Origin of the sequence: Quadrisphaera granulorum (assembly GCF_003149145.1) — a bacterium.
Classification (GTDB): Bacteria; Actinomycetota; Actinomycetes; order Actinomycetales; family Quadrisphaeraceae; genus Quadrisphaera; species Quadrisphaera granulorum.
This window is the reverse complement of record NZ_QGDQ01000012.1, coordinates 1-25,573: the sequence shown is the minus strand read 5'-3', so window position 1 is coordinate 25,573 and position 25,573 is coordinate 1. Positions and strand designations below refer to the sequence as shown.

Below are 25,573 nucleotides of genomic sequence, written 5' to 3'. Positions count from 1 at the left end.
AACGGGCCTCAGGCGGCGCGGCTGCGCACGGCCCGCTGCACGACGACGTCGGCGAGGTGCGCCGCGTCGCGCGCCACCCCCGCGAATCGCCCGGACCCCCACGTGTGCAGCCACGGCAGCCCGAGGAAGTGCAGCCCCGGCACCGCGGTGACGCCGCGGCGGTGGGTGGGCGCACCGGTGCCGTCGAAGACGCCGACCTGCACCCACCGGAAGTCCGCGCGGAACCCCACGGCCCACACGACGGCGGAGACGCCCGCGGCGCGCAGGTCGAGGTCGACGTCCTCGTCCTGCGGCGCCGGCGGCTGCCACACCGGCACATAACGCGCCTCGAGCGGCGCGTCGATGCCCTGCCGGGCGATCCACCGGTCGATGTCGTCCTTGATGGACTCGGCGACGGCGTCTGCGGCGTCCAGCGACGCCGCGGTGGTCCGGGCGAAGCGCAAGTGCGCGCCCCCGCCCGGTGCCGGGGTCACCGACTCCAGACGCCCATGCAGGTGCATGCCGTCACGGGCGAAGGCCCGCAGGTCGATGTCGCGCCCGCCGTCACGGCCCGTGACGTAGTGGTTGGTCGACTCGCGCTTGGACAGACCACCGGCGTGCGCCTCGATGCCGACGTCGTAGACGCCCATGTCGTGGAGCCACGCCACGCAGTCACGCCCGCGGTAGCGCCGGGCGACACGCGGCGCGCTGCCCAGGGCCAGGTGCACCTCGCGCCCGGCCAGGTGCAGGTCCTCGGCGATCTGCGCGCCCGACTGACCCGACCCGATGACGAGCACCGCGCCGTCGGGTAGCGCCTGCGGCGAGCGGTAGTCGGCCGAGTGGAGCTGGACGACGTCGTCGGGGAGGCGGTACGACACCGCAGGCAGCACCGGCCGGTGGTAGCCGCCGGTGGCGACGACCACCTGGTCGGCCGTGAGCTGGCCGGCGGTGGTCACGAGCGCGAACCCCCCGCTGGGGCGCTCGCGCAACGACGTCACCGCCACTCCCTCGTGCAGGGGCGCGCCGAACGTCGCGGGGTAACGACGCAGCCACGCGTGCACCTCGTCGCGCGTCATGAAGCCGTCGGGGTCGTCGCCGTCGTAGGCGTACCCCGGCAGCTGGCACTGCCAGTTGGGCGTGACCAGCGTGAACGCGTCCCAGCGGCGGTCGGCCCAGTCGTGGCAGGCGGCGGCGCGCTCCAGGACGACGTGCTCGACGCCCGCGCGCACCAGGTGCCAGCTCATCGACAGGCCCGCCTGGCCTCCTCCGACGACGACGACGGGCAGGTGGCGCCCGTCGAGCCCGTGCTCGGCCGCAGGGGCCGCGCTGGCGGTGGGGGTCGCTGCGGTGCTCACAGTGGGGTTCGCAGCGGCGTTCACAGTGGGGGCTCGATCGAGAGGACCCGCACCGTGCCACCGGTAGGAAAGGCGGCGGCGCGGGAGCGCACGCCCTCGGCGGTGGCTGCGGCGCTCGTGCACGCCATCCCGTAGCGGGCACGGACTCGCTCGGAGGCCTCCGCCATGGCCGCGGTGACCCTGGCGGTGAAGTCGGCGACGGGGTACTCCGCGCCGGGGGCCAGGTGGTCGTGCACGACGAGGCTCGGCGAGTAGCACGCGTCGGTGCTGCCGTCGGGCCAGCGGACGCGGAAGGTCGCCTCAGGCACGGGCCACCTCCGGACGCGGGTCGCTGAGAGCAGTGCGTTCCCAGACGGGGTCGGGCAGCGGCGCCGGATCAGCCGAGACCGCAGGGCCGTAGGCGTCGGGGCGCCGGTCACGCAGGTGGTACATGCCACCGCGCGCAGCAGCCAGCCCGCCGTCGAGGTCGATGGTGGCCACGGCCGTGCCGGGGCCGGTGCCCGTGTGGGCGAGCACAGCGCCGCCGGGGTCGACGACCTTCGCGGACCCGACGTAGCGCAGCGACCCGAAGGTGCCGGCCTGGTTGGACGCCACCCAGAACAGCTGGTTGTCCAAGGCGCGGGCCCTGTCGAGCAGGTCGAAGCGGTGGGTCCAGCGGTCGTCGGCGATCACGGGGGCGGCGCCGGTGCGCGAGGCCGGCCACGCCGAGAGGCTCACCACGAGCTGGGCGCCGTCGAGGGCCTGCGCGCGGGCGGCCTCGGGGAAGGCCTTGTCGTAGCAGATCTGCATCGCGATCCGCCCGACCGGCGTCTCGAAGGCCCCGAAGGTGCTGCCCGCCGCGTACGACAGGTGCTCGCCGAGAGGCTGGTGCACCTTGCGGTAGACGCCGAGTACGGCGTCTCCGGTGAGGCAAACGGCGGTGTTGTAGCGGGTCGCGCCGCCGTCCGCAGCGTCGCCGTCGTCGGAGAGCTCGCACAAGCCCACGCACAGCACGAGGTCACCTGCGAGGGCGCGCAGCCGCGCGACCTCCGGACCGTCCAGGCGCAGCGCCGGCGGCTGGGAACGCGACGGACGGGTGGGGTCGGCGACGTCGCCGTGGGAGCCGAGCGTCGACAGGTACCCGCCGATCGCCGCCTCGGGCAGCGCGAGCAGGCCGACGCCGCGTTCGCGCGCCTCGCTGGCCAGGCCCTCGACCTGCGCGAAGCAGGCGTCGAGGTCTCGGGTGAAGCCGGCGGAGACCGCCGCGACGGTGAGCATCAGGGGTTCACCTCCAGGTGGGGAGAGTCCGAGGTGGCCGGGTGTCCATGATCACGGCTGGGGTGTTTCCGTGATCATGGGCTTCCGGAACAGGGTGGGCGGGGCCGAGACCGGTGGCGCGGCCGTCAGGGGCGGTACCCGGGGTGGTCTCGCCGTCGGGCCAGCGCAGCAGCACGCCCGAGGCCCCGTCGGTGAGCTCGCCGCACCGCTCGAGGCGGAAGCCGTCGACGTCCAGCAGCTCGGGGGCAGCGGCGGTGAGATCGCGGGAGGGGTCGTCGGTGAGCAGGAAGCCGGTGCCGGGGAAGCACGTCAGCCAGTCCCCCGCTGTCGCGCCCGGGGGCCGGGGCACCTCGGCCACGTCGAGCACCGCTCCGGTGCCGCTGGCCTCTGCGAGCATCGCCAGCGTGCCGACCACGCCGGCCATCGAGACGTCCTTGGCCGCGGCCGGTCTCGTACGCGCCACCACTCCGGTGAGGGCGCGCAGCTCGGCCGGGGTGCGCGACGTCGTCGAGTCCCACTGGCGCCCGGAGTAGCCGCGCCGCCAGCCGCCCGCGGTGTCCACGGCCAGCCACACGGCGTGACCGGGCCGCCCACCGCCGCCCGGCACGGGCGCGAGGCCGGCAGGCACCCGTCCGAGCGCCGTCGCGGACAGCGCCGCGGGGACGCCGAGCTGGGTGTGACCGCCGAGCAGCGGCACCCCGTACGCCTCGCACGCGGCGCGCAGGCCCGAGAGCACCCGCGCGGCAAAGGAGGCGTCGCGGGCGCCGACGGCGTCGAGCAGCCCCACGGGCGTCGCGCCCATCGCGGCGACGTCGTTGACGTTGACGAGCGCCGCGCACCAGCCGGCCCACTCCGGGTCTCGCTCGACCATGGACGGGACGACGGCGTCGCACGCCGCCACGAGGTCGCCGCCGGGCACGGGCGCGGCGTCGTCACCGAGGTGAGCGTCAGCGGGCAGCAGACCGGCCAGGAGCCCGCCGAGCGGCGCCTTGGTCGCCTCCAGCAGAGCGGCCGTCCGCCCGATGGGCCACCGCATGAGCACGTGCGGCACCCCCTCAGCCCCGGGGACGACGACGTCGCGCACACGCAGCCAGCCCAGACGCGCGAACATCGCCTCGCCCGCTGCCTGCACGGTGGCGTCGAACCGCAGCGCCCCCGCCGCCTCGGCATGCGCACACGCAGCGCGCACGAGGGCCGGTCCGATGCGCGAGGCGCGAGCGCCACGGTCGACGGCGAGCCGGGACCCGGCCCACCAGCCGACGTCGACCCCGCCCGTGAGGTGCTGGCCCGCGGGCGCCAGCCGCACGCCGCCGAGCACGCGCCCCGGCCAGCCGCCCGAGGTCTCCTCGCGGGCGACGAGGACGACGGTGCGCGGGTCGTCGTCGACGTCGTCGTCCTCGGCAGTGCCGCCGCCGAAGAGGCCCTGCTCGGCGACGAACACCTCCCGCCGCAACCGGCGGTGCACCGCGACACCGGCGGCGTCGGCCACCTCGATGCGCCACGTCGCGGCAGGGCGCGCCGGTGAAGGCAGAGCGCCGAGCAGCACGCTGCCGAGGTCGTGGCCGCTCACGCGCCCGCCGCCTGCAGCGCGCTGCACGCCCCGCACGCCGCGCAACCGGCCTTCTGGTCGGTGCTGAGCATGCCGCGGGCGCGCAGGTCGGCAGCCACGCGAGCCGTGACGTCGGCGAGCACCTCCGGGGCGGGAGGGCGGGCGCCGTCGACGTCCTCGGCGAGCGTCCCGGAGATCGGCCGGAACGGCACCACGAACGGGTAGACGCCCATCGCCGCCAGCTCAGCGGCACCCGCGACGAGCTCGTCAGGGTCCTCCCCGAGGCCGAGGATGAGGTAGGTGGAGACCTGGTTGCGGCCGAACAGGCGGACCCCCTCGGCCCACGCCTCGCGGTAGCGGTCCAGGGAGACGGTGGCCTTGCCGGGCATCCAGCGGCGGCGGACGTCGTCGTCGAGGGACTCGACGTGGATGCCGAGGGAGTCGGCTCCGGCGTCGCGCAGCTCGGCGAGCGCGCCCAGGTCTTCCGGCGGTTCGACCTGCACCTGGACGGGCAGGCCGGGCACGGCCTCCTTGACCGCGCGCACGCAGCGAGCCACGTGGCGGGCGCCGCGGTCACGCCCGTTGGAGGTGCCCGTGGTCATGACCACCTGGCGCACCCCGTCGAGCCGGACGGCGGCCTCGGCCACCTCCGCAAGCTGCTCGGGCCGCTTCACGGCGGTGGTGGCCCCGGCGCGCAGCGACTCCTCGATGGAGCAGAACCGGCAGCGCTGGTCTTCCGCGTACCGGATGCACGTCTGCACCACCGTGGTGGCCAGGACGTCGGTGCCGTGGAGGCGAGCCAGCTGGTCGTAGCGGACGCCGTCCGCCGTCGTCAGGTCGTAGAAGCGGGGCCGTGACACGGCCTCGGCCGTCAGGCCGGTGTCGACCCAGAGCTCCTCGGTGGCCCCTGCGCTGCCTGCGCCGTCCCCACAGCCGGCCGAGCGCAGCAGCCGGCCGTCGCGCACGAGGTAGGGACTGGTCGGGTCGATCGGCAGGGCTGCGCCCCGGCCGCCGAGGCGGAGGTGGCCGTCGTCGCTGGGTCCGGCGCCGCCGCGGCGGCTCACCGGCACCTCGGTGGCCGCGCGCACGCCGCGGATGGCAACGGCGACGCGGGTGTCCAGGCTCACGAGTCCAGTCCTCGGGGAGCTGGTCTCAGACCATGTACGTGCTGTTGATGATGGCGCCCTTGCTGGCGTAGTGGATGAGGGCGTCCTGCACGTCGAGCGGGTGGCACGGGATGACGCCGGCGATGAGGTCTTCCTCGCGCAGGCCGTGCAGCGACAGCCCGAAGCGGCAGCAGTAGACCGTGCCGCCCTCGGCGATGAAGGTCTCCAGGCTGTTGTTGATGTTGTGCTCACCGGGGAACGCGGAATCTCCCGTGGTGGGGAAGCCGCGGGTGGCCATGCAGTTCATGGCGCCCGGGCCGTAGAAGTACAGGACGGACTCGAAGCCCTTCCGCAGTGCGCGCGTGGCCTGGAGGATCGCCACGAAGCTCACCGAGGACTCGTGCGCGATGCCGTGCACGAGCGTGAGGTAGCTCTGGCCGGGCTCGGCCTGGTAGTCGGGGAAGATCTTGGTGGAGCCGTAGAGGCTGCTGCCCTTCTCCAGCGAGGGGTGCGGGATCTCGGCAACGCTCTTCTCGGCAGCGGCCTTGATGGCGGCAGCGGTCTCGGCGGACGTGGCGGCGGCGGTGGTGGTAGTCATCGAGGGCTCCTCCGGTCGGTGGTGCTGGACGGGATCGGTCGGGTCGTGACGGGTCGGGCTCGCTGGGTGGTCGCTCGGGGTGGTCGGGGTCGCTCAGCCGTACAGGGCTGCGGCGTTGTCGGTAAGCCAGAGGCGGGCGAGCTCGCCGTCGCCGGCGGCGGCGCGCAGCCGCGCCAGCTCTCCGGCGGCGTCGCCCCAGGGTTCGTCGGAGGCGTAGAGCACGCGGTCGTGGCCGATGCCGCGACGCTGCACCTCCGCGGCCAGCCAGCGCGGCGCGAAGCCGATGGCCCAGGAGGTGTCGGTGTAGACGCGCTTGCCGGCGGCGATCCAGTCGAAGAAGCGGGAGCCGATGAGCTTGATGTGCCCGCTCATGCCTCCGCCGAGGTGGACGAGGTGGACGGCGACGTCGTCGCCGTAGTTCTCGACCAGCCGGCCGACCTCGTCGACGTCGGAGGCGGCACCCGGGCTGGTGTGGACGTGGACGACGAGCCCGTGCTCGCGCGCCGTCGCGAAGATCGCGTCGAGCTGCGGCTGGCAGGCCTGCTCGGAGGCGCGGCCACCGAGCAGGAAAGAGGTCTTGAGCGCGACGACGCCGTCCTCGCCCGCCATCGCCAGCGCCTGTGCGGTGAGCGCTGCGTCCTGCGGACGGGGTGAGACCCACAGGCCGGCGCGGACCCTGTCGTCGCGGGCGGCGGCCTCGAGCACCAGCTCGTTGAGGGCGAAGGAGGCGGACACGTCGGGCACGCCGTAGTTGGGGATGACGAGCGCGCGCTCGACGTCCTCGTCGTCCAAGGAGCGCAGCAGCGCGTCGACATCGGCGACGGCGGCCGTGTCGGGGTTGACCGGCGGACCGCCGTAGAAGGGGTGAGCCGGCAGCACGCCGAGGTGGCGGTGGGCGTCGTAGACGCCGCTCCCGACCCCCCGGCCCCCGCCGGTCGCCCCGCTGCTCATACGGAGGAGTCAACGAGCGGAGTGTTTCCGGTTGGTCACATCCGTGGCAATCAACCGTTTCCAGGTCCTCTCGGGCCAGGGAGGTGCAGAACTTCCTTGATCGTCGCGAGGAGGCGGGGGGCGGGGTCAGCCGAGCCAGGCGCGGTGAGCGCCGTGGGAGACCTCCGGCCAGATGTCGAGCAGGTCGGCCCGCAGCAGGCGCACCTCGGCGCGCTGCGCGGCGTGCAGTGACCCGAGCGCGAAGCCCACCTTGGCCGCCGCTGCGGCGCTGCGCGGGAGGTGCAGGGCGCGGCTGCGGTCGGTGGCGAGGTGCGCGAGAACGTCGGCGGCGACGGCGGCGTCCTGGTGCTGCCCCAGCACCTCGGTCACCCGCTCCACCTGCTTCGCGAACTTCTTGGCGGGCTTGCCCAGCGCCGGCGCGACGGCCTCAGCGGCGTAGCGGACGCGCTTGGCGGTCTTGCGGGCGTCGTGCCAGGAGTCGTCGTCGCCGCTCATGCTCAGCGCGGAGACCTCGCGCGCCAGCTTCTTCCACGCCTTCTTGACCAGAGGCGGCAGCACGTCGCAGCACTCGCCCTCGGCAGCCTCGGTGGTGGGCGGCGACGACGCCGCGTCGACGAGCCTGTCGAGCAGCGCCGCGTACCGCTCGGAGCTCAGCGCCGCGAGCGCCACCGCCTCGCCGTCGCGGTGCTGCTCGGCGAGGTGCGCCTGGAGGAGGCGGGCGGCGTCGGTGGCGTCGACCGACGCCGGGAGCGCGGACAGCGCCAGCGACAACCGCTCGGCGAGCACCTCGCCGTCGCGGGCGGCGCCCAGCTCGCCGGCGAGCCAGGCGAGTTCGGCGCGCAGGTCGTCGGCCCACTCCCGGTCGAGCAGCGGGCGGAAGACGCGCAGGCCGCTACGCAGCCGCCGGGCGGCCACGCGCATCTGGTGCACGGCGTCGTCCTCGCCGCGGCGCACGCCGAGATCGTGGCGGCGCAGCGCGCGGACCTGCTCGGCGGTGTAGGCGCGCACCAAGTCTGCGGCGGTGGAGTGCGGCCCGACCTCCTGCGGCTCCGGGACGTCGGAGGGCGCGATGGCGGGGGCGCCGAGCGCCCGCTTGGCCTTGGAGACCTGCGCGCCCAGCACCGCGCCCGCGGCCACGAGAGCATCGGAGATCGCGTCGAGGTCGGCGTCGTCGCCGTCGTCGAGCAGTTCGACCTCCAACTCCCGGAAGTGGCCGGGGACGACGCCGGCCGAACCCTCGCCCGCCCCGGCGGGGACGGCGACCTCGACGTCGTCGAGGGCGGCCTCGGCGAGTGCGCGGCCCTCGGCGTCACGCAGCACGCGCACCTCGCGGTGGGTGCGCAGCTCCGCCACGGGGCCCAAGGGCGAGATGCGGACGAGCGCCGTCACCAGGCCGGTGAGCACGGCCGGGACGTTCGGGAGGCCGCCCTCCTCCGAGGGCGCACCGCTGTCGGACAGCGGGACGGCCAGCTCGTCACGGTCGGAGCTGGCGCCGACGGGAAGCTTGAGGTGCCAGCCCTCGTCGGAGCCGCCCTCGCGGCGGCGCAGGGTGATGCCCTCGCGGGCGAGGCGGAGGTCGGCGGTGTCGTAGTAGACGGCCACCATGTCGTGGACGACGGCGTCGTCGACGGAGGCGACCCGGCCGGCACCGACGAGGTCGGGCAGCGCGGTCCTGTCGCCGGCGCCGCCGTCGCCGTCCTCTCCTTCACCGAGTGAGAACTTCCGCTCCGTCTCGCGGGAGGTGGAAACACCGCCCGGCGTGGGGCTCTCCGTCGACTTCCTCGCCATGACCATCGACCCTAATGACGATCACCCGCGGCGGCTCGTCGGAGCCGAGCGGGCTCCACTCGGCGGTCCGCGTCCATAGCTGCCACGGTGGTGCCGTGGCAGCTCCTCCGGCCAGCGGGTCCGCCGTCCGTCCGCTCCCCGCGCCTCCCGTGCTGGTCGCTGGCGGAGGCGTGACACTCCGGGCGGTGCGCCCCGGCGATGCCGACGAGGTGGCAGCCGTCCTCGAGCAGCACCGCGACCCGCAGGTGCAGCGATTCACCTGGATCCCCGACCCCTACGAGCAGCTCCACGCGGAGGCGTTCCTGGCCAACGCCGAGCGCGGCTGGCGCGACGGTGACCTCGCCACCTTCGTCGTGGACGTCGGTGGCCGGTACCGCGGCACCGTCGACCTGCGGCCCGAGCCAGGAGCATGGGCGGAGATCGGCTTCGGGCTGCACCCCGCGGCGCGCGGTCGCGGAGTCGCGACGCGGGCGGTCCGCCGGCTGCTCACGTGGGGCTTCGAGGAGCTGCGGCTGGCAGGAGTCACGTGGCGGGCCGACGTCGCCAACACCGCGTCGCTGGGTGTCGCGCTGCGCTGCGGGTTCACCGTGGAGGGCCGCGTACGCGGCCTGCTGCTGCACCGCGGGGAGCGGGTCGACGGCGTCATCGCGACGCTTCTCGCGAGCGACCCGCGCTGACCGTGGACGGGCTCGGGCCGCTGCCGCCGTCGTCGTCCTGATCTCCTCAGGACAGGACGACGACGGCGTCAGCCTCCACCTCGACGAGCAGTTCCGGAGAGATAAGCGCGCTGACCTCGACCATGGACGTCGCGGGCCGGATCGCGCCGAAGACCTCGCCGTGGGCGCGGCCGACCTCCTCCCAGCGCGTGATGTCGGTGACGAACATGCGGGTGCGGACGACGTCGGCCAGCGACGCCCCCGCCTGCCCCAGCGCAACGGCGATGCGGCGGAGGGCTTCGCGGGTTTGCTCGGCGGCGTCATCGCCGCCGACGGCGCCGCCCCCGGGAAGCGCGGCGGTGGTCCCGGCAACGCTGATCCACGGGCCGACGCGCACCGCGCGGGAGTACCCGACCGACTCCTCCCACACCGCTCCGGAGGAGATCAGCTGCCGCGCGTTCGACGTCATGGACGCATCCGACCACAGGGGCGCTGGGCGGCTGTCGGTGGTCGGGTCCACGATGCGGGGTCATGAGAACCACCGGACTGTCCATCGCCTTCGATGCCGCCGACGTGGCGACCGAGAGCCGCTTCTGGGCCGACCTTGTCGGTGGGGAGGTGACGCGCACCGACGACGAGTGGCACGTCGTCAGGACGCCGGGGCTGCCCGACGTGTGCGTGCAACTGGCCCCTGACCACGTGGCGCCGACCTGGCCGGATCCGGCGGTGCGCCAGCAGGCGCACCTGGACCTCGACGTGGAGGACGTGCGGGCCTCCGAAGCCGAGGCGCTGGCCGTGGGCGCCCGGCTGGTGCAGGAGACGCACCCGCTGGAGGCAGCCAGCGGCTGGCGCGTCTACGCCAGCCCCGCGGGGCACCCCTTCTGCCTCTGCTGGGGCAGCTGATGCGGCCACGTCACCGGATCGTGGTGTTCGACGCCTCGGACGTGGTTGCCGAGAGCCGGTTCTGGGCGGACCTGCTGGACGGAGACGTCGTGGTGCCGTCCTGGTCGGACGGGCGCTGGCACAGCGTTCACGTGGACGGCGAGCCGGTGGTCGGCGTGCAGCTGGCGCCCGACCACGTGCCCCCGACCTGGCCCGACCCGGTGGTCCAACAGCAGGTGCACCTCGACCTGGAAGTCGACGACCCCCGCGCCGCCGAGGCCGAGGTTCTTCGAGCAGGTGGGCGACTTCTGCTGGCCGCCGACGACCTCGCGGCACCCGCCGGCTTCCGGGCCTACGCCGACCCGGCCGGCCACCCTTTCTGCGTCACCTGGGGCGAGCAGGCCTGACCGCCCCCGCCACAGGGCTCAGAGGCCGACGACGTGCAGGTGCACCGTGACGACATCACCGACCTCGACGCCTTCCGCCCGGCGGACCGCGTCTTTGAGCGGCACGTAGAAGGTGCCCTCCTTGGGCCACAGCGACGTCGTGAACTCCGTGACGCCGAGCCGGCCCCGCACGGGAACCATGCCCCAGCCATAGGTCACGGCGGTGGCCACCTCGGCGAGCTCGGCCGCGGCGTCGTCGTCCAGGGCCACGAAGTGGAAGGGCGCGGGGCCGCGCCAGGTGAACACCTCACCGGTGACCTCCAGTTCCACCCGCCAGACGCTACGGCGCGGCACCCGCACGTGCCCAGTCCTCACGCCCCGGCATGGCCCATGTGAGCGGCACTTCCGGTAGGCAGGCAGAAGCCCGGTGGGCAGGCTGAAGCCCGCTTCAGCGCCCGGATCCGGGACTGAGCCTGCCCACCGGGCGTGAGCCTGCCCAGTACGGAGGAGGTGCGCAGGTGTAGCGGCGCACCAACACCCGCGGGAAGCCGCCAGCTTTCGACTTGGTCGGCAAGGCCGGAGTGGAACCGGACCGGGCGCACGTCGAAGGACGCGCGACGACGCTAGCGACGCCGCAGCGTGCTCCGAGCGTCCATGATCACGGAGGGGTTAGCGGTGGGTGACCTTGTAGAGGCGGCCCTGCCGGTCGTAGGTGGCCCACTCCCCCACCGGCTCGCCATCGGTGAAGTGGCCTGAGCGCAGCTTGGTCCCGTCGAGGCGGAACCACTCCCAGTAGCCCTCGGGCTTGCCGTCGAGCACGGGGCCTCGCGCGCGGATCGAGCCGTCGCGATGGCGCTCGACGTGCACGCCGTCGTCGCCGAACTCCTCGGCCCCGATCAGCCCTGCCACGGCGTGGAGGATGCCACGGAGCCCTGACCTCTGGACGGACCGAACGCCGAACCGTTGCAGGTCCGTCAGATGGCCTGCTCTGCGGCCAGCAGGGCCCGCTTGACCTCCAGCCCCCAGCGGAAGCCGCCGAGCCCGCCGTCGGAGCGCACCACGCGGTGGCAGGGGGTGACGAGCGCCGCGGGGTTGGTGGCGCAGGCCCGCGCGACGGCCCTCACCGCGGTGGGTCGGCCGAGCTCCGCGGCGACCTCGGCGTAGCTGCGGGTCTGGCCGGCCGGGATGCGGCGCAGGGCCGCCCACACCGCCGCCTGGAACGCGGTGCCGCGGACGTCGAGCGGCAGCGGTGAGGCCTGGTCGGGGGCGGCGGGGTCAACAGTCCCGCCCGCGCCGCGGGCCAGCGCGGCGACCGCGGCCACCACGTCGGTGAGCACCTCCGGCTCGTGCGCGAGATCGGCGTGAGGCAGCTCGGCGGCCACTTCGGCGAGCAGCGCGTCGTCGTCGTCGCCAATCCGCACCGCCACCACGCCGTTCAGCGAGGCGACGACGAGCACCCTCCGCTCCTCGGCGCCGCCGACGACAGCGGGCCCCGCCGACCACAGCAGCCGCTCGCCGCTGCCGCCCGCCGCGTACTGCGAGGGCGTCATGCCCAGGCGTGCGGCGCCCTGCTCGTAGAAGGCGCGCACGGATCCGTAGCCGGCGCTGAACGCGGCGTCGAGCACCGTCCCGCCTGCAGCCCGGCCCTGGCGGAGGGCAGGTCGCAGCCGCTGGGTACGCAGTGCCTCGCCGTAGGCGCGCGGCGTGGTGCCGAGCACCTCGGTGAAGCGCCGGCCCAGCTGACGGGAGCTCCAGCCGGTGAGCGCGGCGAGCTCCTCCAAGGGCAGTGGACCGCCTGCCTCGTCCATCGCGCGGCACGCGGCGACCACGCGGTCGCGCACGACACCATCGGCCGCGTTATCGACAGGACGTCTGGCTGGCTCCGTCACGGGCATGCTCATCTCGACCACCACACCGCGACGCTAGGCGGCCCCGGGCTACGCGGGCACTCCGTTCCGCGACACGCCCACCACCAGGGCGAATGCCGATGACACAGCCTGCTGACGCCGAGGTCTCGACCAGGTCTCAACTCGGTCACGAGGGCGTTCGTCACGTACGTTCGAACGGTGACGACCCCGCCAGCGGCCCACCGAGCCGCTCCCGGGCCGTCAGCCCCGCAACCATCGACGACAGCCAGATCACGGCCCGACGCGACCGCGACAGCAGGACGGCTGCACGGGCTCGACGCGTTGCGGGCGGTCGCACTGGGGCTCGGCATGCTGCTGCACACCCTCGCGCCGTTCCTGCCGGGCACTCGCTGGTTCGACCCCGACCCGGCGTTCGCGCCCGCGGCAGCGGTCACCGTCACGGTGATCCACCTGTTCCGCATGGTGCTGTTCATGATGCTCGCGGGCTACTTCGGACGGCTCGTGCTCACCCGTCGCGGCGCGGCGGCGTACGCCGCAGACCGTGCGAAGCGCCTCCTGCTGGTGCTGGTGGTCTTCGCTCCGATCGTGCTGCTCTCGATCATCGGCGTCGAGGAGGTCGCCCGGCGCCTTCGCGGCGACCCCGAGCCGCTGCCGCCCCTGCCCAGCGGCATCCCGTTCTGGCTCTTCCAGGACCCCGCCCACCTGTGGTTCCTGTGGGTGCTCGTGCAGATCATCGCGGTGGTGCTTCTGGTCAGGGCGCTCGTCGTGGCACGGGCGGGAGCGGAGCGCGCGGGGCGGTGGGCCGAGCGCGCTGGTACCGCCCTCGTGCTGCCTGTCGGCGGCGTGGCCCTGGCGTCGCTGCCGTACCTCGGGTCGCTGCTGCTCCAGGGGACGGCGCGCGCCGGCGTCCACCAGCCCGCCGGCGTGGCCCCGGAGCTCGCACCGTTCGTCGCGTACGCCGGGGCCTTCCTGGTGGGGTGGCTGCTGCACGCCCGCCGCGACGCACTCGCCCGGCTGGTCGGCAGCTGGCCCTGGCACCTCGGTGCCGCCGCGGTGTTCACCACCGTGTTCGTGCTCCTGGAGCGCACCGGCCCGATCGGTGTCACGGCGCCGGTGGCGGCGCTCGCGGGGTGGTGCTGGTGCTACGGGCTGGTCGGCCTGTTCCTGCGGGCGCTGGCGGGTGGGTCGGCGCGCGTCCGCTACCTGGCCGATTCCGCGTACTGGGTCTACATCGCGCACCTGCCGGTCACGGCGGTCATCCAGCTGGTCATCGCCAAGACCGGCTGGTGGCCGTCGGTGCAGCTGGTGGCTGCCTGGGTGGTCGCGGTGCCGCTGCTGCTCCTCAGCTACGACCTGCTCGTCCGCGGCACGTGGCTCGGCGCCTGGCTGAGCGGCCGGCGCTACGAGCCGGTGCTCGCGCGCCGGTCGCGCGTTGGCCGGTCCAGATGAGCTGGTCGAGGTGAGTCAGGTTCACCGTCGGTGAACGTCGCTTGACGCGATCACCCGCGGACGGGCCTGCTGGACCCATGCGGCTGCTCGTACTCGGTGGGACGCGCTTCCTGGGGCGTCACGTGGTCGACGCGGCCGTGCGCCGCGGCCACGACGTGGCCACGTTCACGCGAGGGCGCTCCGGGGAGCCACCCGAAGGCGTGCTGGCGCTCCACGGCGACCGGGACGACACCCCCTCCCTCGCCGCGGCCCTGTCCGGCGCAGCGGCGCGGGGTTGGCGGCCCGACGTCGTCGTCGACACCTCCTGCCAGACCCGCGCGGCTGCGGAGCAGGCCGCCGCGGCGCTGGCGGACGTGCGCGCCTACGCGCTGGTGAGCAGCCTCAACGCTTACGCCGCCTGGCCGCCCGGGCCGGTGCTTACCGACGACGACCCGACGTGGCCCGAGCCCGGCACCGCCGGGTCCGAGGACGTCGACCCCGACGCCTACGGCCCGGTCAAGGCGCACGCCGAGCGGGCGCTCACCGCAGCGGTGCGGGGGCCGGTGCTGCTGGCGCGCGCGGGTCTCATCGCGGGACCTCACGACGACGTCGGCCGCCTCGCGTGGTGGCTGCGGCGCCTGGCGCGTGGCGGGCGGGTCGTCGTGCCCGGATCCGGGGCGCTGGAGCAGCCGATGGCGCTGATCGACGCGCGCGACCTCGCCGACTGGCTGATCCGCAGCGTCGAGGAAGGCTGGTCGGGCGGGATCAACGCAACGTCACCGGTGGGGACGACGACGCTCGGCGGGCTGCTGCGCACCTGCGCCGACGTCGTGGGTTCATCGGCCGAGTTCGTCGAGGTGCCGGAGGAGCGGCTGCTGGCCGCGGGGGTGCAGCCGTGGCAGCACCTGCCGTACTGGCTGCCGCGCGATCTGGCCGCAACGACGTGGGACGTCGCGACCCCCCGCGCGCAGGCAACCGGCCTCGTGCGGCGGTCGGTGCGCGAGACGGTCGAGGACACCTGGGCATGGCTGCAGAACGCGGACGGTGCGCTCGACCTGCGGCCAGACCGGCCGATGCCGGGGCTGCCGGACGACCTCGAGCGCGAGCTGCTGGGTCGCGCCGTATCGACCATCGGGAGCGCCCGGTGAGCCGCGTCCGGACGCCGCGGTCCGAGCGTCTGCTGCACGCCGTCCCGGCGACACCTACCGCTGATGGGCCGCCCGCTGAAGGACCGGTCTCCGAGAGGCCGCTGCTACGCGTAGTGGTCGGGGCGCGCCTGCGGCGTGCGAGGACGGCGCAGGGCCGGTCCCTGCGCGAGGTGGCCGACGCCGCGGGTGTCTCGACCGGTCACCTCTCGCAGGTAGAGCGCGGCCTGGCGGAGGCCTCCTCGGAAGTGCTGCGAGCGGTGTGCCGGTCGCTGTCGTTGCCGCAGGCGATGCTGCTGCGCGCGGTCTCGGCGGACCTCGCGCTGGCAGAGCCGACGCGCGTCACGACGGCGGTGCTGGCGTCCCCGCCGGCAACCGCTCCCGGGGCGGTGCAGGCGCTGGCCGCCTGACGATTCCTTACGACGACGACGGTGTGGCGCTGCTCACGACGTCGTAGGAGACCCGCACGAGGCGCTCCCACAGGGAGCGGACGTCTTCCGCCTCGCCGATGCGCGGCACGGACACCCACTCACGGGCGGGCGATCGGCCCATCCGCACGTGCTCGGCCGAGCCCGCGGCCACCAGCTCGGTCGCCTGCTCGGCCGGCACCTTGACCACCAGCGACCCGTCACCGTCGACGAAGGCCACCACGCGCCCGAACGCGAACAAGCCCTCGCTACCGAACATGCGCCGCCGCGAGGCCCCGGGCAGTACCTCCAGCTCGGCGACCACCTCGTCGAGCAACGCCTGCCCCAGGCGGCGCTGGGCCCGGCGCTCGTCGGTCATCGGCTGCGGCACGCCGCTCATGCTGGCGCGGACGCTCCGCCGGCACCACCCCCATCCCTTCCGTGATCATGGTCCCCCGCAAGCGGGAGGTGCCCCCACTCCGCCACCCTCCGCCGACGATCAAGGAAGCTCTGCACGCGGGGCGGGACTGTCATGGGTACCCCGGCGCCCAGGTGGCCCCTTGGACTCCCAGATGGCCCCATCGGCTGGGCGGATGGGGCCATCTGGGACCGGAAGGGGCCAGCCGGGCATCCAGGGCGGCATCGCCTCGAGTGCCGGCGGCGTCTCGAGGTCGGACCGTGCCGTAGATGTCGCAACGTTGCTGTAGATGTCGCAACGTTGCTGTAGATGTCGGAATGCCGCCTCGATTCCGACACCTACAGCCGCGTAGCGACATCTTGGGTAGCCAGGCGGCCCCGCGAGGTCCGACGGCGCGGCCGGTGCCCCGGCGGATGTGGCGCGGCACTCCTTGATCGTCGCGGGTGACTAAGCCCAGGGTGGCGGACTGGGGGCACCTCCCGCTTGCGGGGGACCATGATCACCACAGAGAGGAAGCGAGCGATGACTATCGCTGCGCCCGACGGTCGGAGCAGCATGACTGCCATGGCTCCCAGCAGCACCCCGGCCACCACCTGGACGCCCGGCACACTCGACGTGCCCGGCGCTCGCGTGCACTACGAGGTCACCGGGCCGGACGGCGCGCCCGTCGTCGTCCTGGTCGGTCATCCCGCCGGCACCGACGACTTCCGCGACCTCGGCGCCCACCTGGCCACCGACCACCGGGTGGTCATCCACGACCCGCGCGGCTTCGGCGCGAGCCCCCTGGACAACCCCGACGACGACGCCGACCCCGAGCGTCTCGCTGACGACGTCGCCGCGCTCCTCGACGCGGTCGCCGGTCCGGAGGCTCGCGCCGACGTGTTCGGCTCCAGCGGGGGCGCCGTCACCGGCCTGGCGTTCGCCGCGCGGCACCCGCAGCGCCTGCGCGTGCTGGTGGCTCACGAGCCGCCGCTGCTCGGGGTGCTGCCCGACGGCGCCGCGCGCCGGGCGGACGCCGAGCGCGTGGTCGCCCTGCTCGACGCCCACGGCGTGTGGCCCGCGATGGGCGCCTTCATGGCGCTGTGCGGCTTCGAGGCCCCGGACGCCAGCGACCACGCTGACCAACCGCAGGACCCGCAGCCCCCGGCAGACCCCACCGACCAGCACGTGGCCGCGATGACGCGGATGCTGCGCCACGGCCTGCGGACCATCTGCGGCTACGAGCTCGACGTCGACGCCATCCACGCCGCGGAGGCCTCCGGCGCGCGCGTGGTGCTCGCCGCCGGACGCGAGTCGGGTCGTCAGCTGGCGCGACGCGGCGCCGAGGGAGCTGCCGCCCGGCTCGACCGCGAGGCGGCCATGGTCACCGGCGGTCACGTCGACTGGGTGCCGTGGATGGGCGGAGACCCCGAGCGGTTCGCGCGCCAGCTGCGCGCGCTGCTGGCCTGATCTCGGGTCGCCTGCGGCGGCTGGCGATGATGAGACGGTGAAGGACGGCGACGACGGCCCCCGCGCCCCCACCAGCACGCGCCCGGACGCCGGGGTGGAGGACCTCATCGCCGCCTCGCGAGCCCTGCTGGGCGTGGTCGCGCGCTCCCTCGCTCCGGCGCTCGTGGAGGTGACCGTGCCGCAGTTCCGCTTGCTCGTCCTGGCGTGCGAGCTGGGTCCGGTGCGTTCCGGAGACCTTGCCGAGCGCCTGGCGGTGAGTGGTTCCACGCTGACTCGCTCGGTCGACAGGCTGGTCACCGGCGGGTGGCTGGAGCGGCGCGTCGGGGCGTCGGACCGGCGCGAGGTGCTCGTGGCCGCCACCGAGGCGGGCCAGCAGCTGGTGCGGGAGGTCACCGACCGGAGGCGAGCGGAGCTCGCTCGCGTGGTGGCGCGCCTGAGTCCCGAGGACCGGGCGCTGCTGGCGCGCGGAGCTGCAGCCTTCCGCCGCGCCGCCGACGAGCCGCTGCCGGAGGAGCTCTCGCCGTTTGGCGGCTGAACCTTCCCTCGGAGCCCCCTGGACCGATTGCTTGCCCTAGGCGTACATTTGCATGTGTGCAAGTAGTTCCCGCGCCCTCGTCGTCGTCGTCCCCCTCACCCCGTCTCCCGCGCCTGAGCCTCGGCGCGAGCTTCGACAGTCAGGTGCTCCGCCTGGCACTCCCCGCGGTAATCATCGGCGTCGGCGCAGGACTGGCCGCCGTTGTCTTCCGCTGGCTCATCCACGTGGCGACGCTGATCTTCAGCGGCCACGAGGACTACTCCGCCGTCGTCGGTCACCCCGCCAACCCCTGGGTGCCGTGGCTGGGCGCGGGCTTCGTCGTCCTCGCGCCTGCCGTTGGCGGCCTGCTCTACGGGCCGCTCGTGCAGCGCTTCGCTCCCGAGGCGCGCGGCCACGGTGTCCCCGAGGTCATGCGCGCCATCAGCTCCAACGGTGGCCGCATCCGCGGCAGCGTCGCGGCGGTGAAGGCGCTGGCCAGCGCGATCTGCATCGGCTCGGGCGGCTCGGTGGGCCGCGAGGGGCCGATCATCCAGATCGGGTCGGCGCTCGGCTCGGCGCTCGGCCAGAAGATGCGGCTGCCCGGCTCGCGCCTCTCCACGCTGGTGGCGTGCGGCGCCGCCGGTGGCGTGGCGGCCACGTTCAACGCGCCGCTCGGTGGCATCTTCTTCGCCCTGGAGCTGCTCCTGCAGGACTTCTCCCCCACCGCGTTCGGTGCGGTGACCATCTCCGCCGTCGTCGCGGCGCTCATCGGCCGCGCAGCGTTCGGCGACCAGCCGTTCCTCTCCCTGCCGCACCTGGGCACCATTCGCCCCGAGGACTACCTGCTCGTGCTGGTGCTCGGCGTGCTCGCCGGGGCAATCGGCATCGGTTTCGCACGGACGATCTACCTCATCGAAGACGCGTGCGACGCCCTGTGGGGCAAGACCCGCGGGCCGGAGTGGGCGCGCCCGGCGGTCGGCGGCCTGGCCCTGGGCCTGCTGCTCCTGGCGGTGCCGCAGATGTACGGCGTCGGCTACCCGGTGCTGGAGAAGTCGGTCTACGGGGGCATCGCCCTCGGCGCGCTCCTGATGCTGCTGCTCGCCAAGGTGCTCGCCACGTCGTTGACGCTGGGCATCGGCGGCTCGGGTGGTGTGTTCGCGCCGTCGCTGTTCGTCGGGGCGATGGCCGGCGCGGCGTTCGGCGACGTGGCCGCCTCGATCGACCCGTCGCTGGCCGGCCACACCGCGCTGTTCGCCGTGGTGGGCATGGCGGGAGCATTCGCCGGATCCACCCGCGCGCCGATCACCGGGGCGGTCATGCTCTTCGAGCTCACCGCCGCACCCGCGCTGCTGCTGCCGCTGGCGCTGGCCGTGGTGCCGGCGACGGCGGTCTCGCGGATGCTCTCCCACGGCACCGTCTACACCCTCAAGCTCACGCGCCGCGAGGAGCGCTCCGCGGCCGCGCCGGTGACCCCGGTGAGGCAGGAGGAGCCGGTGGGCGTCTGACGGTCAGGTCGCCGCGAGCGCCGGGTCGGGGGCGGTCCGGCGCCGCGGCGGCGCCGTCGCGAGTACCGACCCGGCCAGGACGAGCACGGCGCCCACCGCGGTCCACGCGGTGAGCCGCTCCCCCAGCACCAGGGCGCCGGCCACGACGGCGACGAGCGGGTTGACGTAGACGACCGTCGTCGTCCTCACCGCACCGACGGCCGCGACCAGCGCCCCGAACAGCAGGAACGCGCCCGCCGTGCAGACCACCCCGAGGACGACGACGGCGAGCAGCACCGGCGCCGACGGCAGCTGCGCCGGGAGTCCCGGCCCGATCAGCACCACGGGCAGGTACACCAGCGCCGAGATCGCCAGCGAGCACGCCATGACGCCCGCACTGGGCACGTCGCGCAGGCGAGCGCCGAGCACCCAGGCGCCCATGGCGTAACAGACCACGACGACGGCCATCTCCAGCACGGCCACCGGGTCGGTGCCGGTGAGGGAGACGCCGACCAGCGCCGCTACGCCGAGGGTGCCGACGGCCAGGCCGAGCACGCCGCGAGCGCCGATCGGGCGGCGAGGGGTGTTGTCGAGGCGGGCGCGGCGAGCGACGGCGGCTACCACGAGCCCGACGAGCGGGACGGCGGCGATGAGCAGGGCCGTGGTGGAGCTGGGCAGCGACTGCTCCGCGCGACCGAGCAGGAGCCAGGGGACGAGCACCTCGGCGGTCGTATAGACGAGCAGGGCCGGCCATCGGCGGAGTGCGGGGGCCACTTCACGGCGGGCCAGTGCGATCGGCAGCAGGAGCAGGGCGCCGAGCGCCGTCCTCAGGAGCACCAGCACGGACGGCGGCAGCTCGGTCACGGCGATGGCGATGAACAGGTACGGGATGCCCCAGGCGATGCCGAGGCCGGCGAACAGGAGGGCGGAGCGGCGGTTCACGAGCACATCACTGCTCCATCGTGCGTACCGCCCCACCCCGCTCCGCGCCGTCGAGTGGCCCTGCGACGAAGGTCGGCAGAAACTCGACGGCGCGGTGGCAGGGCTCGGCACCCGGTCGTCCGCGAGCGCTCAGCTGGTGCAGCCCTCGCTGACGCCGTGGCGCGCGGCGTTGGCGTAGGCGGCGTCGCGCACGTACTGCGCGAGCCCCGGTGCCACCGCCTCGTACGTGGCGGTGAAGCGCGAGTCGTCCACGTACAGCTGGCTGACCGAGCGGTGCATGGCATGGTTCATGTCGTAGAAGCGCTCGCACACGTGGAGGCGGTGTCGCTCGGCGACGTCCATGGCGGCCTCGCCGTCTGCGGGCTCCCCTGCCGTGAGCAGGTCGGCGAAGGCGGCGTTGAGCTCGTCGACCTCGGCCTTCACCTGCTGCCAGTCGGCCTGCGTGTACCGCGACGTGCGCTGCTGCGACTGCGCCCAAGCCTCGGTCTGGCCCCAGCGGTCCTGCGCCTCGGCGGCGTAGTCCTCGCTGAAGCTGTCACCGAACAGCTCGCGCTGCTCGTCGGGGGTCAGCTGGGTTCCGGTCATCGTCGCCTCCAGGGCTTTCTCGATCGCCGCGAGGAGGTCGGAGTCCTCCTGCAGCCTGGCCGTGACCGCGTCGCGCTGGCGCCGCAGGTGGTCGACGAGCTGCTCGCCGTCGGCGTCCAGCAGCGCACCGACATCGTCGAGGGAGAACCCGAGCCGGCGGTAGACCACCGCCGTCTGCAGCCGCTCGACGTCGTCGGCGGCGTACAGCCGGTACCCCGCGCTCGTGCGCCCCGAGGGGCGCACCAGGCCGACGGCGTCGTAGTGGTGCAGCGTGCGGACGCTGACCCCGGTCACCTCCGCCACGCGACCTACGGTCAGCAGCTCGGTCTGATCGCCGCCGTCCTGCTGGTCGTCGTCCTGAGGTGCGGTCACGGGAACCACGGTGGCGCCTGACGTCGCGTGAGGGTCAAGTGCTTTCGCGATGACGCGTCACACACCGCCGGGTCTGCTCGGACGCTTCTGTGCGGCGGGCGCGTCGGAGGGCTGCCGCAGACCCCGTCAAGGAGAGCGACGACGACGGACCGCCGGAAGATGTTCACAGAGGGCCCCTTCACTGGGCACTTTCGCGGGCGGGTTATCCGGGCACCGCTGGTCAGCGCGTTCCACAGACGGGGGTGCGGAACAGTGCCGCTCCGTAGAGGAGTCGGCGAGTGACACGCTGTCAGAGCAGCGGCAATCAGGGGCGACGTGACAGCGCCAGCCTCAGCGCGATGTCACTGCAGTCTCAGGCGAGCGGACGCACATGAGCCTCGACGTCCCGGAAGATCAGCCAGGGGGGCCGCACGAACAACGACGACGTCCAGCCGAGCGCGGCCCACGGCATGTCCCACCGTCACGCCGGTCGCCCGGTGCACGTCCAAACCCCCTTCGTCTGCGGCGTGCGCCAGCCGAGCTCGTCTTCGAGCTCATCGCACTCGGCTGCGTACGCCTCCGTGGCTGCCTGCATGACGCGACGGACCTCGTCGTCGCTCTTCGTCGAGGACAGCAGGCGATGAGTTCGCACCTCTGTGCGGGTCCGCAGGGCGGTTAGCACCTCGAACCGAAGACGTGCCTGAGCGATCATCTTCTTGGACACCCTCCGACGCACCCGATCAACCCACGATGAATCGTGGGAACTAGTCAATGATCGTCAGCGTGTCGGTTACCGGGCAATCGTCTAGCAGCGGCACGCTCCCGCACGCCGATCCGCAGCGGCACGCTCCCGCACGAGGATCGTCAGCGGCACGTGGGCCGGACAGCGACATCGGCTTTCAGGACGTCCTCCGGCGTGCGACCGCGAGTAGCGTCGGCCTTGTGTCCCGCCTCGAACGCATCACGACCGACCCAGTGGTCTGCCACGGCCAGCCAGTGGTCCGGGGCTTGCGGTACCCGGTGCAGACGCTGCTGGAGCTCCTGGGGTCGGGTATGACGATCGAGGAGGTCCTCGAGGACTACCCCGACCTGGAACGCGACGACCTGCTCGCAGCTCTGGAGTTCGCGGCGCTGACCGTGGGCGGCCAGCAGGTGCTTCCCCTCGGAGCGGCGTGAAGCTCTTGCTCGATGCGCACCTTCCGCAGCGGCTCGCTAGGGCGCTGGGGAAGGCGGGTCACGACGTTCTGCACACCAGCGAGTTGCCGGAGGGGAACGCCACTTCCGACATCGCCGTGTGCGAGGTGGCGGACGCCCAGGGTCGCATCGTCGTCACGAAGGACAGCGACTTCCGCGACAGCCACCTGCTGCGAGGCTCACCGGGCCGACTGCTCGTGATCAGGACTGGCAACACCTCCAATGCCGACCTGCTCGACCTCGTCGACAGGCATCTGGCGGACATCGAAGCCGCCTTCGAGGCCTCCTCGTACGTGGAGATGACGTCGACGGCACTGGTCGTCCACCAGCGCCGCTGACGTCCAAGACCCATCGCAGTTGGCCCTCCATCCGCAGTAGCACGGTCGCCAGCACCTGCCGACCGGGTGAGGCGTGGTTCGAACTATCGCCGCGGATCGGCGAGGCGTTCACCGTCGAGGTGCAACGGCTGACGCCGTCGCCGGATCTACCGCAACGAGGCGGCAGCGCCGGCCAGCCCCGGAGATCGCCATGACTGGTCTGCTCATCGGCTACGCCCGCTGCTCCACCGACAGCCAAGACCTCACCGCCCAACGCAACGCCCTGGCCGACCTCGGCGTCGCGCCCACCCGCATCTACGTCGACCACGGCCTGACCGGCACTAACCGCGACAGACCAGGCCTGCGCGAAGCCATGGCCGCCTGCCGAGAAGGCGACACCCTCGTCGTCACCAAGCTGGACCGGCTGGCCCGCTCCCTGCCGGACGCTCGCTCCATCCTCGAGGAGCTCACCGCCCGCCAGGTCCGCCTCAGCCTGGGCGGGACGCTGCACGACCCCACCGACCCCGTCGGGCGACTGCTGTTCAACGTGCTGGCGATGGTGGCGGAGTTCGAGGCCGACCTCATCCGGATGCGGACCCGGGAAGGCATGAAGGTCGCCAAGGCCAAGGGTCGCCTGCGCGGCAAGCCACCGAAGCTGTCCGCCCGTCAGGAGGCGCACCTGGTGGAGCTCCTGGTCGAGGGTCGGCACACGACCGTGGAGATCGCTGAGCTGTTTGGGGTGGGCCGCTCCACGGTCTACCGCGCCTGGCACCGAGCCGGCGCCGACACTCGGCAGCAGGTCGCCGCGGCTGGCGAGCTGACCGCTCGGTGATCACGGGGACCGTTCCGCAGAGGAGACCCTGCGGGACGGTCGCCGTCTGATCGTCCCGAAGGCGTCCCGCGTCGTCGGAACGTCCGGTGAGCGGTCGGCGAGTGACACGCTGTCAGAGCAGCGGCAATCAGGGGCGACGTGACAGCGCCAGCCTCAGCGCGATGTCACTGCAGTCTCAGGCGAGCGGACGCACATGAGCCTCGACGTCCCGGAAGATCAGCCAGGGGGGCCGCACGAACAACGACGACGTCCAGCCGAGCGCGGCCCACGGCATGTCCCACCGTCACGCCGGTCGCCCGGTGCACGTCCAAACCCCCTTCGTCTGCGGCGTGCGCCAGCCGAGCTCGTCTTCGAGCTCATCGCACTCGGCTGCGTACGCCTCCGTGGCTGCCTGCATGACGCGACGGACCTCGTCGTCGCTCTTCGTCGAGGACAGCAGGCGATGAGTTCGCACCTCTGTGCGGGTCCGCAGGGCGGTTAGCACCTCGAACCGAAGACGTGCCTGAGCGATCATCTTCTTGGACACCCTCCGACGCACCCGATCAACCCACGATGAATCGTGGGAACTAGTCAATGATCGTCAGCGTGTCGGTTACCGGGCAATCGTCTAGCAGCGGCACGCTCCCGCACGCCGATCCCATGCGGAACGCGACTGGAGCGACGTCATCGAGGGCAACGTGGGCGCGCCGGGCGGCGCCTTCCTGCTGCATTGGCCTCCGCCAACGTCGTGACCTGCTGACGAGCATGGCCTCAGGAGACGACGTCCGCGGCCGGTGCGGCGTGAAGTCGGCGGTCTGTGGTGACCAGCTGCAGGCCTTGCGAGACCGCCAGTTCGACGTACAGCGCGTCGACGAGCCTGAGTTGATGCCGCCGCGCCCAGGTGCCGACGAGGAGGTCACTGACGTCGTGACGCCGGACCGGCGCGACAGCGAGATGACGGAGCATCTCCCGGACCGCCTCGGCCTCGAGGTCACCGGCGCGGTGCAGCCGTCCCAGAGCGGAGAGCACCTCGGCGTCCAGGTGTGCCGGTGCGTGCAGAGCATGACCGGCCAACCGCTGGCGGACAGCAGCACCCAGCTCGTTGTCCAGCAGGAGGTCCACCATGGCCGAGGCGTCGACGACGACCTCAGCCATGGTGGGTGGAGGCCTCTTCACGAGCGGCGTCGAGCGCGTCCATGCCGCGGGCATGGGGCACTCGCGTGACCGAGGAAAGGGTGGTCACCGTGGCGAGCCAGGCGTCAGTTGAGCGTTGGGCGAGGCAGAGCCTGACGGCCTCCTGCGTCACCGCGGACAGGTTCAGGCCCGCCTCTTTGGCCTCGGCTGCCAGCTCATCTGGGAGGTAGACGTTCAGTCGAGCCATGCCACACAATGTACACACAGTCGGCGAGAGCACATCGGTCGCCGCTCCGTAGCCTCACCGACGAAGACGTGGCAGCTCTCGATCAATGCGTCTGCAGCGCCGGGCTGCCATCTCCGTCGGCGGCGGCGCAGTTCGCCATTCGGCAGCGAAGCCACCACGCGCCACCCGGCCGTGGTGGTGAGCAACGACCACACCAACGCCGCCGCGGCGAGGACGGGACGTGGCGTGGTCGGCGTCGTACCGCTGACCAGCAACACTGCGCAGGCGTGGCCCTTCCAGGTCCTCCTACCGCCGGAGCGCACCGGCCTCGACCGAGTCCCCAAGGTCCAGGCCGAGCAGGTCCGATCCGTCGCCGTCGAGCGCGCCGGCGTCCCCGTCGGTCGCCGCGCAGCTCAGTGTCTCGCCGCAATCGATGAAGCACTGCGCCTGCACATGGCCCCGTGACGCCGTGCCGCCCGTCACGCTGACCACGATCTGCGAGCGACCGACCGCGGGGCCGCTCCCCCACACAGTCACCGGCCACGCCAGCGCCGGGCGACGCGAGCGGTAGCTTCGTTCCGCTGAGGAGGAGACGGGAGCACATGGAAAGCCGCACGGTTGATGAGAGCAAGGTCGCTCGGTCCGCAGCCAGCTCCACTAAGGCCTCCGCCAAGCTGGAGGGCCGAATCCTTCCGCCAGGAGAAATTGTCAAGACCTGTGGATGAAGATCGTTTAGGCGGCGGTCGGGAGGGCCTGCTCAGCCGCTGACGCGCCGGCTTCACCGAGTTCGTCG

29 protein-coding genes and 1 pseudogene are annotated in these 25,573 nt (G+C 73.3%); 13 read left to right on the top strand and 17 right to left on the bottom strand.

Annotation, left to right across the window (positions count from 1 at the left end; translation table 11 throughout):
• Positions 1–8 precede the first annotated feature (8 nt).
• The 8 genes from BXY45_RS10710 to BXY45_RS10675 form a co-directional block, all read right to left on the bottom strand.
• Positions 9–1,223 (bottom strand): MSMEG_0569 family flavin-dependent oxidoreductase, encoded by a 1,215-nt coding sequence (locus tag BXY45_RS10710; protein WP_109774588.1) that lies wholly within the window; start codon positions 1,221–1,223, stop codon positions 9–11.
• A 131-nt stretch (positions 1,224–1,354) separates the two neighbouring features.
• Positions 1,355–1,642: an MSMEG_0570 family nitrogen starvation response protein gene (locus tag BXY45_RS10705; RefSeq protein WP_109774481.1), complete on the bottom strand. Its 288-nt coding sequence runs from the start codon at positions 1,640–1,642 to the stop codon at positions 1,355–1,357.
• Positions 1,635–2,591, bottom strand: coding sequence for a carbon-nitrogen hydrolase family protein (locus BXY45_RS10700; RefSeq protein ID WP_109774479.1), 957 nt, complete (start codon positions 2,589–2,591; stop codon positions 1,635–1,637). Before BXY45_RS10700 ends, BXY45_RS10705 begins: the two co-directional genes overlap by 8 nt.
• A 7-nt stretch (positions 2,592–2,598) precedes the next feature.
• Positions 2,599–4,161 (bottom strand): MSMEG_0567/sll0787 family protein, encoded by a 1,563-nt coding sequence (locus BXY45_RS10695; protein WP_211319454.1) that lies wholly within the window; start codon positions 4,159–4,161, stop codon positions 2,599–2,601.
• Positions 4,158–5,267 carry an MSMEG_0568 family radical SAM protein gene (locus tag BXY45_RS10690; RefSeq protein ID WP_109774477.1) on the bottom strand — a complete coding sequence of 370 codons (1,110 nt, stop codon included), beginning with the start codon at positions 5,265–5,267 and terminating at the stop codon, positions 4,158–4,160. The genes BXY45_RS10695 and BXY45_RS10690 overlap by 4 nt, the downstream gene beginning before the upstream one ends.
• Before the next feature lie 25 nt (positions 5,268–5,292).
• Positions 5,293–5,844, bottom strand: coding sequence for an MSMEG_0572/Sll0783 family nitrogen starvation response protein (locus BXY45_RS10685; RefSeq protein WP_109774476.1), 552 nt, complete (start codon positions 5,842–5,844; stop codon positions 5,293–5,295).
• A gap of 93 nt (positions 5,845–5,937) precedes the next feature.
• On the bottom strand, positions 5,938–6,795 hold the full coding sequence (locus BXY45_RS10680) for an amidohydrolase family protein (protein WP_109774474.1): 858 nt from the start codon (positions 6,793–6,795) through the stop codon (positions 5,938–5,940).
• Between the two features lie 126 nt (positions 6,796–6,921).
• Positions 6,922–8,583, bottom strand: a complete 1,662-nt coding sequence (locus BXY45_RS10675; protein WP_170131450.1) for a CYTH and CHAD domain-containing protein — start codon at positions 8,581–8,583, stop codon at positions 6,922–6,924.
• Positions 8,584–8,678: 95 nt separating this feature from the next.
• On the opposite strand from BXY45_RS10675, the gene BXY45_RS10670 reads away from it, so the two are divergent.
• A complete protein-coding gene (locus BXY45_RS10670) occupies positions 8,679–9,260 on the top strand; it encodes a GNAT family N-acetyltransferase (RefSeq protein ID WP_170131449.1) in 582 nt (193 codons plus the stop codon).
• Between the two features lie 46 nt (positions 9,261–9,306).
• On the opposite strand, the gene BXY45_RS10665 is transcribed toward BXY45_RS10670, so the two are convergent.
• On the bottom strand, positions 9,307–9,708 hold the full coding sequence (locus tag BXY45_RS10665) for a RidA family protein (RefSeq protein WP_109774586.1): 402 nt from the start codon (positions 9,706–9,708) through the stop codon (positions 9,307–9,309).
• A 62-nt stretch (positions 9,709–9,770) separates the two neighbouring features.
• Here BXY45_RS10665 and BXY45_RS10660 point away from each other — a divergent pair, with 62 nt between their 5' ends.
• Positions 9,771–10,142 (top strand): VOC family protein, encoded by a 372-nt coding sequence (locus BXY45_RS10660; RefSeq protein ID WP_109774469.1) that lies wholly within the window; start codon positions 9,771–9,773, stop codon positions 10,140–10,142.
• A gap of 23 nt (positions 10,143–10,165) precedes the next feature.
• Positions 10,166–10,528 carry a VOC family protein gene (locus BXY45_RS10655; protein WP_211319453.1) on the top strand — a complete coding sequence of 121 codons (363 nt, stop codon included), beginning with the start codon at positions 10,166–10,168 and terminating at the stop codon, positions 10,526–10,528.
• A gap of 18 nt (positions 10,529–10,546) precedes the next feature.
• Here the strand turns inward: BXY45_RS10655 and BXY45_RS10650 are convergent, their stop codons facing one another.
• From BXY45_RS10650 to BXY45_RS10640, 3 genes are all read right to left on the bottom strand, one after another.
• The gene (locus BXY45_RS10650) at positions 10,547–10,837 is read right to left on the bottom strand and encodes a DUF1905 domain-containing protein (RefSeq protein WP_109774585.1); all 291 of its coding nucleotides are present in this window, start codon (positions 10,835–10,837) and stop codon (positions 10,547–10,549) included.
• A gap of 339 nt (positions 10,838–11,176) precedes the next feature.
• A complete protein-coding gene (locus BXY45_RS10645; protein WP_211319452.1) occupies positions 11,177–11,416 on the bottom strand; it encodes a toxin-antitoxin system YwqK family antitoxin in 240 nt (79 codons plus the stop codon).
• 65 nt (positions 11,417–11,481) lie between these two features.
• Entirely contained in the window at positions 11,482–12,348 is an 867-nt protein-coding gene (locus tag BXY45_RS10640) for a methylated-DNA--[protein]-cysteine S-methyltransferase (protein WP_170131448.1), read from the bottom strand.
• 225 nt (positions 12,349–12,573) lie between these two features.
• Here BXY45_RS10640 and BXY45_RS10635 point away from each other — a divergent pair, with 225 nt between their 5' ends.
• The 3 genes from BXY45_RS10635 (at position 12,574) to BXY45_RS10625 (ending at position 15,358) form a co-directional block, all read left to right on the top strand.
• Complete coding sequence (locus tag BXY45_RS10635; protein ID WP_146211158.1) at positions 12,574–13,824, top strand: acyltransferase family protein; 1,251 nt, start codon at positions 12,574–12,576, stop codon at positions 13,822–13,824.
• A gap of 77 nt (positions 13,825–13,901) precedes the next feature.
• Positions 13,902–14,951, top strand: a complete 1,050-nt coding sequence (locus BXY45_RS24200; RefSeq protein WP_109774461.1) for an NAD-dependent epimerase/dehydratase family protein — start codon at positions 13,902–13,904, stop codon at positions 14,949–14,951.
• A complete protein-coding gene (locus BXY45_RS10625) occupies positions 14,948–15,358 on the top strand; it encodes a helix-turn-helix domain-containing protein (RefSeq protein WP_170131446.1) in 411 nt (136 codons plus the stop codon). The genes BXY45_RS24200 and BXY45_RS10625 overlap by 4 nt, the downstream gene beginning before the upstream one ends.
• Positions 15,359–15,365: 7 nt before the next feature.
• On the opposite strand, the gene BXY45_RS10620 is transcribed toward BXY45_RS10625, so the two are convergent.
• On the bottom strand, positions 15,366–15,746 hold the full coding sequence (locus BXY45_RS10620) for a TfoX/Sxy family protein (protein ID WP_211319451.1): 381 nt from the start codon (positions 15,744–15,746) through the stop codon (positions 15,366–15,368).
• A 591-nt stretch (positions 15,747–16,337) separates the two neighbouring features.
• On the opposite strand from BXY45_RS10620, the gene BXY45_RS10615 reads away from it, so the two are divergent.
• The 3 genes and pseudogenes from BXY45_RS10615 to BXY45_RS10605 all read left to right on the top strand — a co-directional run.
• Positions 16,338–17,222, top strand: coding sequence for an alpha/beta fold hydrolase (locus tag BXY45_RS10615; protein ID WP_170131447.1), 885 nt, complete (start codon positions 16,338–16,340; stop codon positions 17,220–17,222).
• A gap of 37 nt (positions 17,223–17,259) precedes the next feature.
• The gene (locus BXY45_RS10610; protein WP_109774455.1) at positions 17,260–17,757 is read left to right on the top strand and encodes a MarR family winged helix-turn-helix transcriptional regulator; all 498 of its coding nucleotides are present in this window, start codon (positions 17,260–17,262) and stop codon (positions 17,755–17,757) included.
• Between the two features lie 152 nt (positions 17,758–17,909).
• Positions 17,910–19,178 (top strand): annotated as a pseudogene (locus BXY45_RS10605) (chloride channel protein); the annotation flags it as partial.
• Between the two features lie 66 nt (positions 19,179–19,244).
• Here BXY45_RS10605 and BXY45_RS10600 read toward each other — a convergent pair.
• A complete protein-coding gene (locus BXY45_RS10600; RefSeq protein ID WP_109774581.1) occupies positions 19,245–20,162 on the bottom strand; it encodes a DMT family transporter in 918 nt (305 codons plus the stop codon).
• Positions 20,163–20,291: 129 nt separating this feature from the next.
• Complete coding sequence (locus BXY45_RS10595) at positions 20,292–21,119, bottom strand: MerR family transcriptional regulator (RefSeq protein ID WP_211319450.1); 828 nt, start codon at positions 21,117–21,119, stop codon at positions 20,292–20,294.
• Between the two features lie 921 nt (positions 21,120–22,040).
• Between BXY45_RS10595 and BXY45_RS23810 the strand changes: the two genes are divergently transcribed.
• From BXY45_RS23810 to BXY45_RS10575, 3 genes are all read left to right on the top strand, one after another.
• A complete protein-coding gene (locus BXY45_RS23810) occupies positions 22,041–22,274 on the top strand; it encodes a DUF433 domain-containing protein (protein ID WP_172601941.1) in 234 nt (77 codons plus the stop codon).
• Entirely contained in the window at positions 22,271–22,630 is a 360-nt protein-coding gene (locus BXY45_RS10580) for a DUF5615 family PIN-like protein (protein WP_109774452.1), read from the top strand. Before BXY45_RS23810 ends, BXY45_RS10580 begins: the two co-directional genes overlap by 4 nt.
• 190 nt (positions 22,631–22,820) lie before the next feature.
• Positions 22,821–23,441: a recombinase family protein gene (locus BXY45_RS10575; protein WP_109774450.1), complete on the top strand. Its 621-nt coding sequence runs from the start codon at positions 22,821–22,823 to the stop codon at positions 23,439–23,441.
• Positions 23,442–24,191: 750 nt separating this feature from the next.
• Here the strand turns inward: BXY45_RS10575 and BXY45_RS10565 are convergent.
• Together BXY45_RS10565 and BXY45_RS10560 are read right to left on the bottom strand one after the other, a co-directional pair.
• Positions 24,192–24,575 (bottom strand): type II toxin-antitoxin system VapC family toxin, encoded by a 384-nt coding sequence (locus BXY45_RS10565; protein ID WP_109774446.1) that lies wholly within the window; start codon positions 24,573–24,575, stop codon positions 24,192–24,194.
• Positions 24,568–24,801: a type II toxin-antitoxin system CcdA family antitoxin gene (locus BXY45_RS10560; protein ID WP_109774444.1), complete on the bottom strand. Its 234-nt coding sequence runs from the start codon at positions 24,799–24,801 to the stop codon at positions 24,568–24,570. The genes BXY45_RS10565 and BXY45_RS10560 overlap by 8 nt, the downstream gene beginning before the upstream one ends.
• An 81-nt stretch (positions 24,802–24,882) precedes the next feature.
• On the opposite strand from BXY45_RS10560, the gene BXY45_RS10555 reads away from it, so the two are divergent.
• Positions 24,883–25,245 carry a type II toxin-antitoxin system PemK/MazF family toxin gene (locus BXY45_RS10555; protein WP_109774579.1) on the top strand — a complete coding sequence of 121 codons (363 nt, stop codon included), beginning with the start codon at positions 24,883–24,885 and terminating at the stop codon, positions 25,243–25,245.
• The last annotated feature ends 328 nt before the right edge of the window (positions 25,246–25,573 follow it).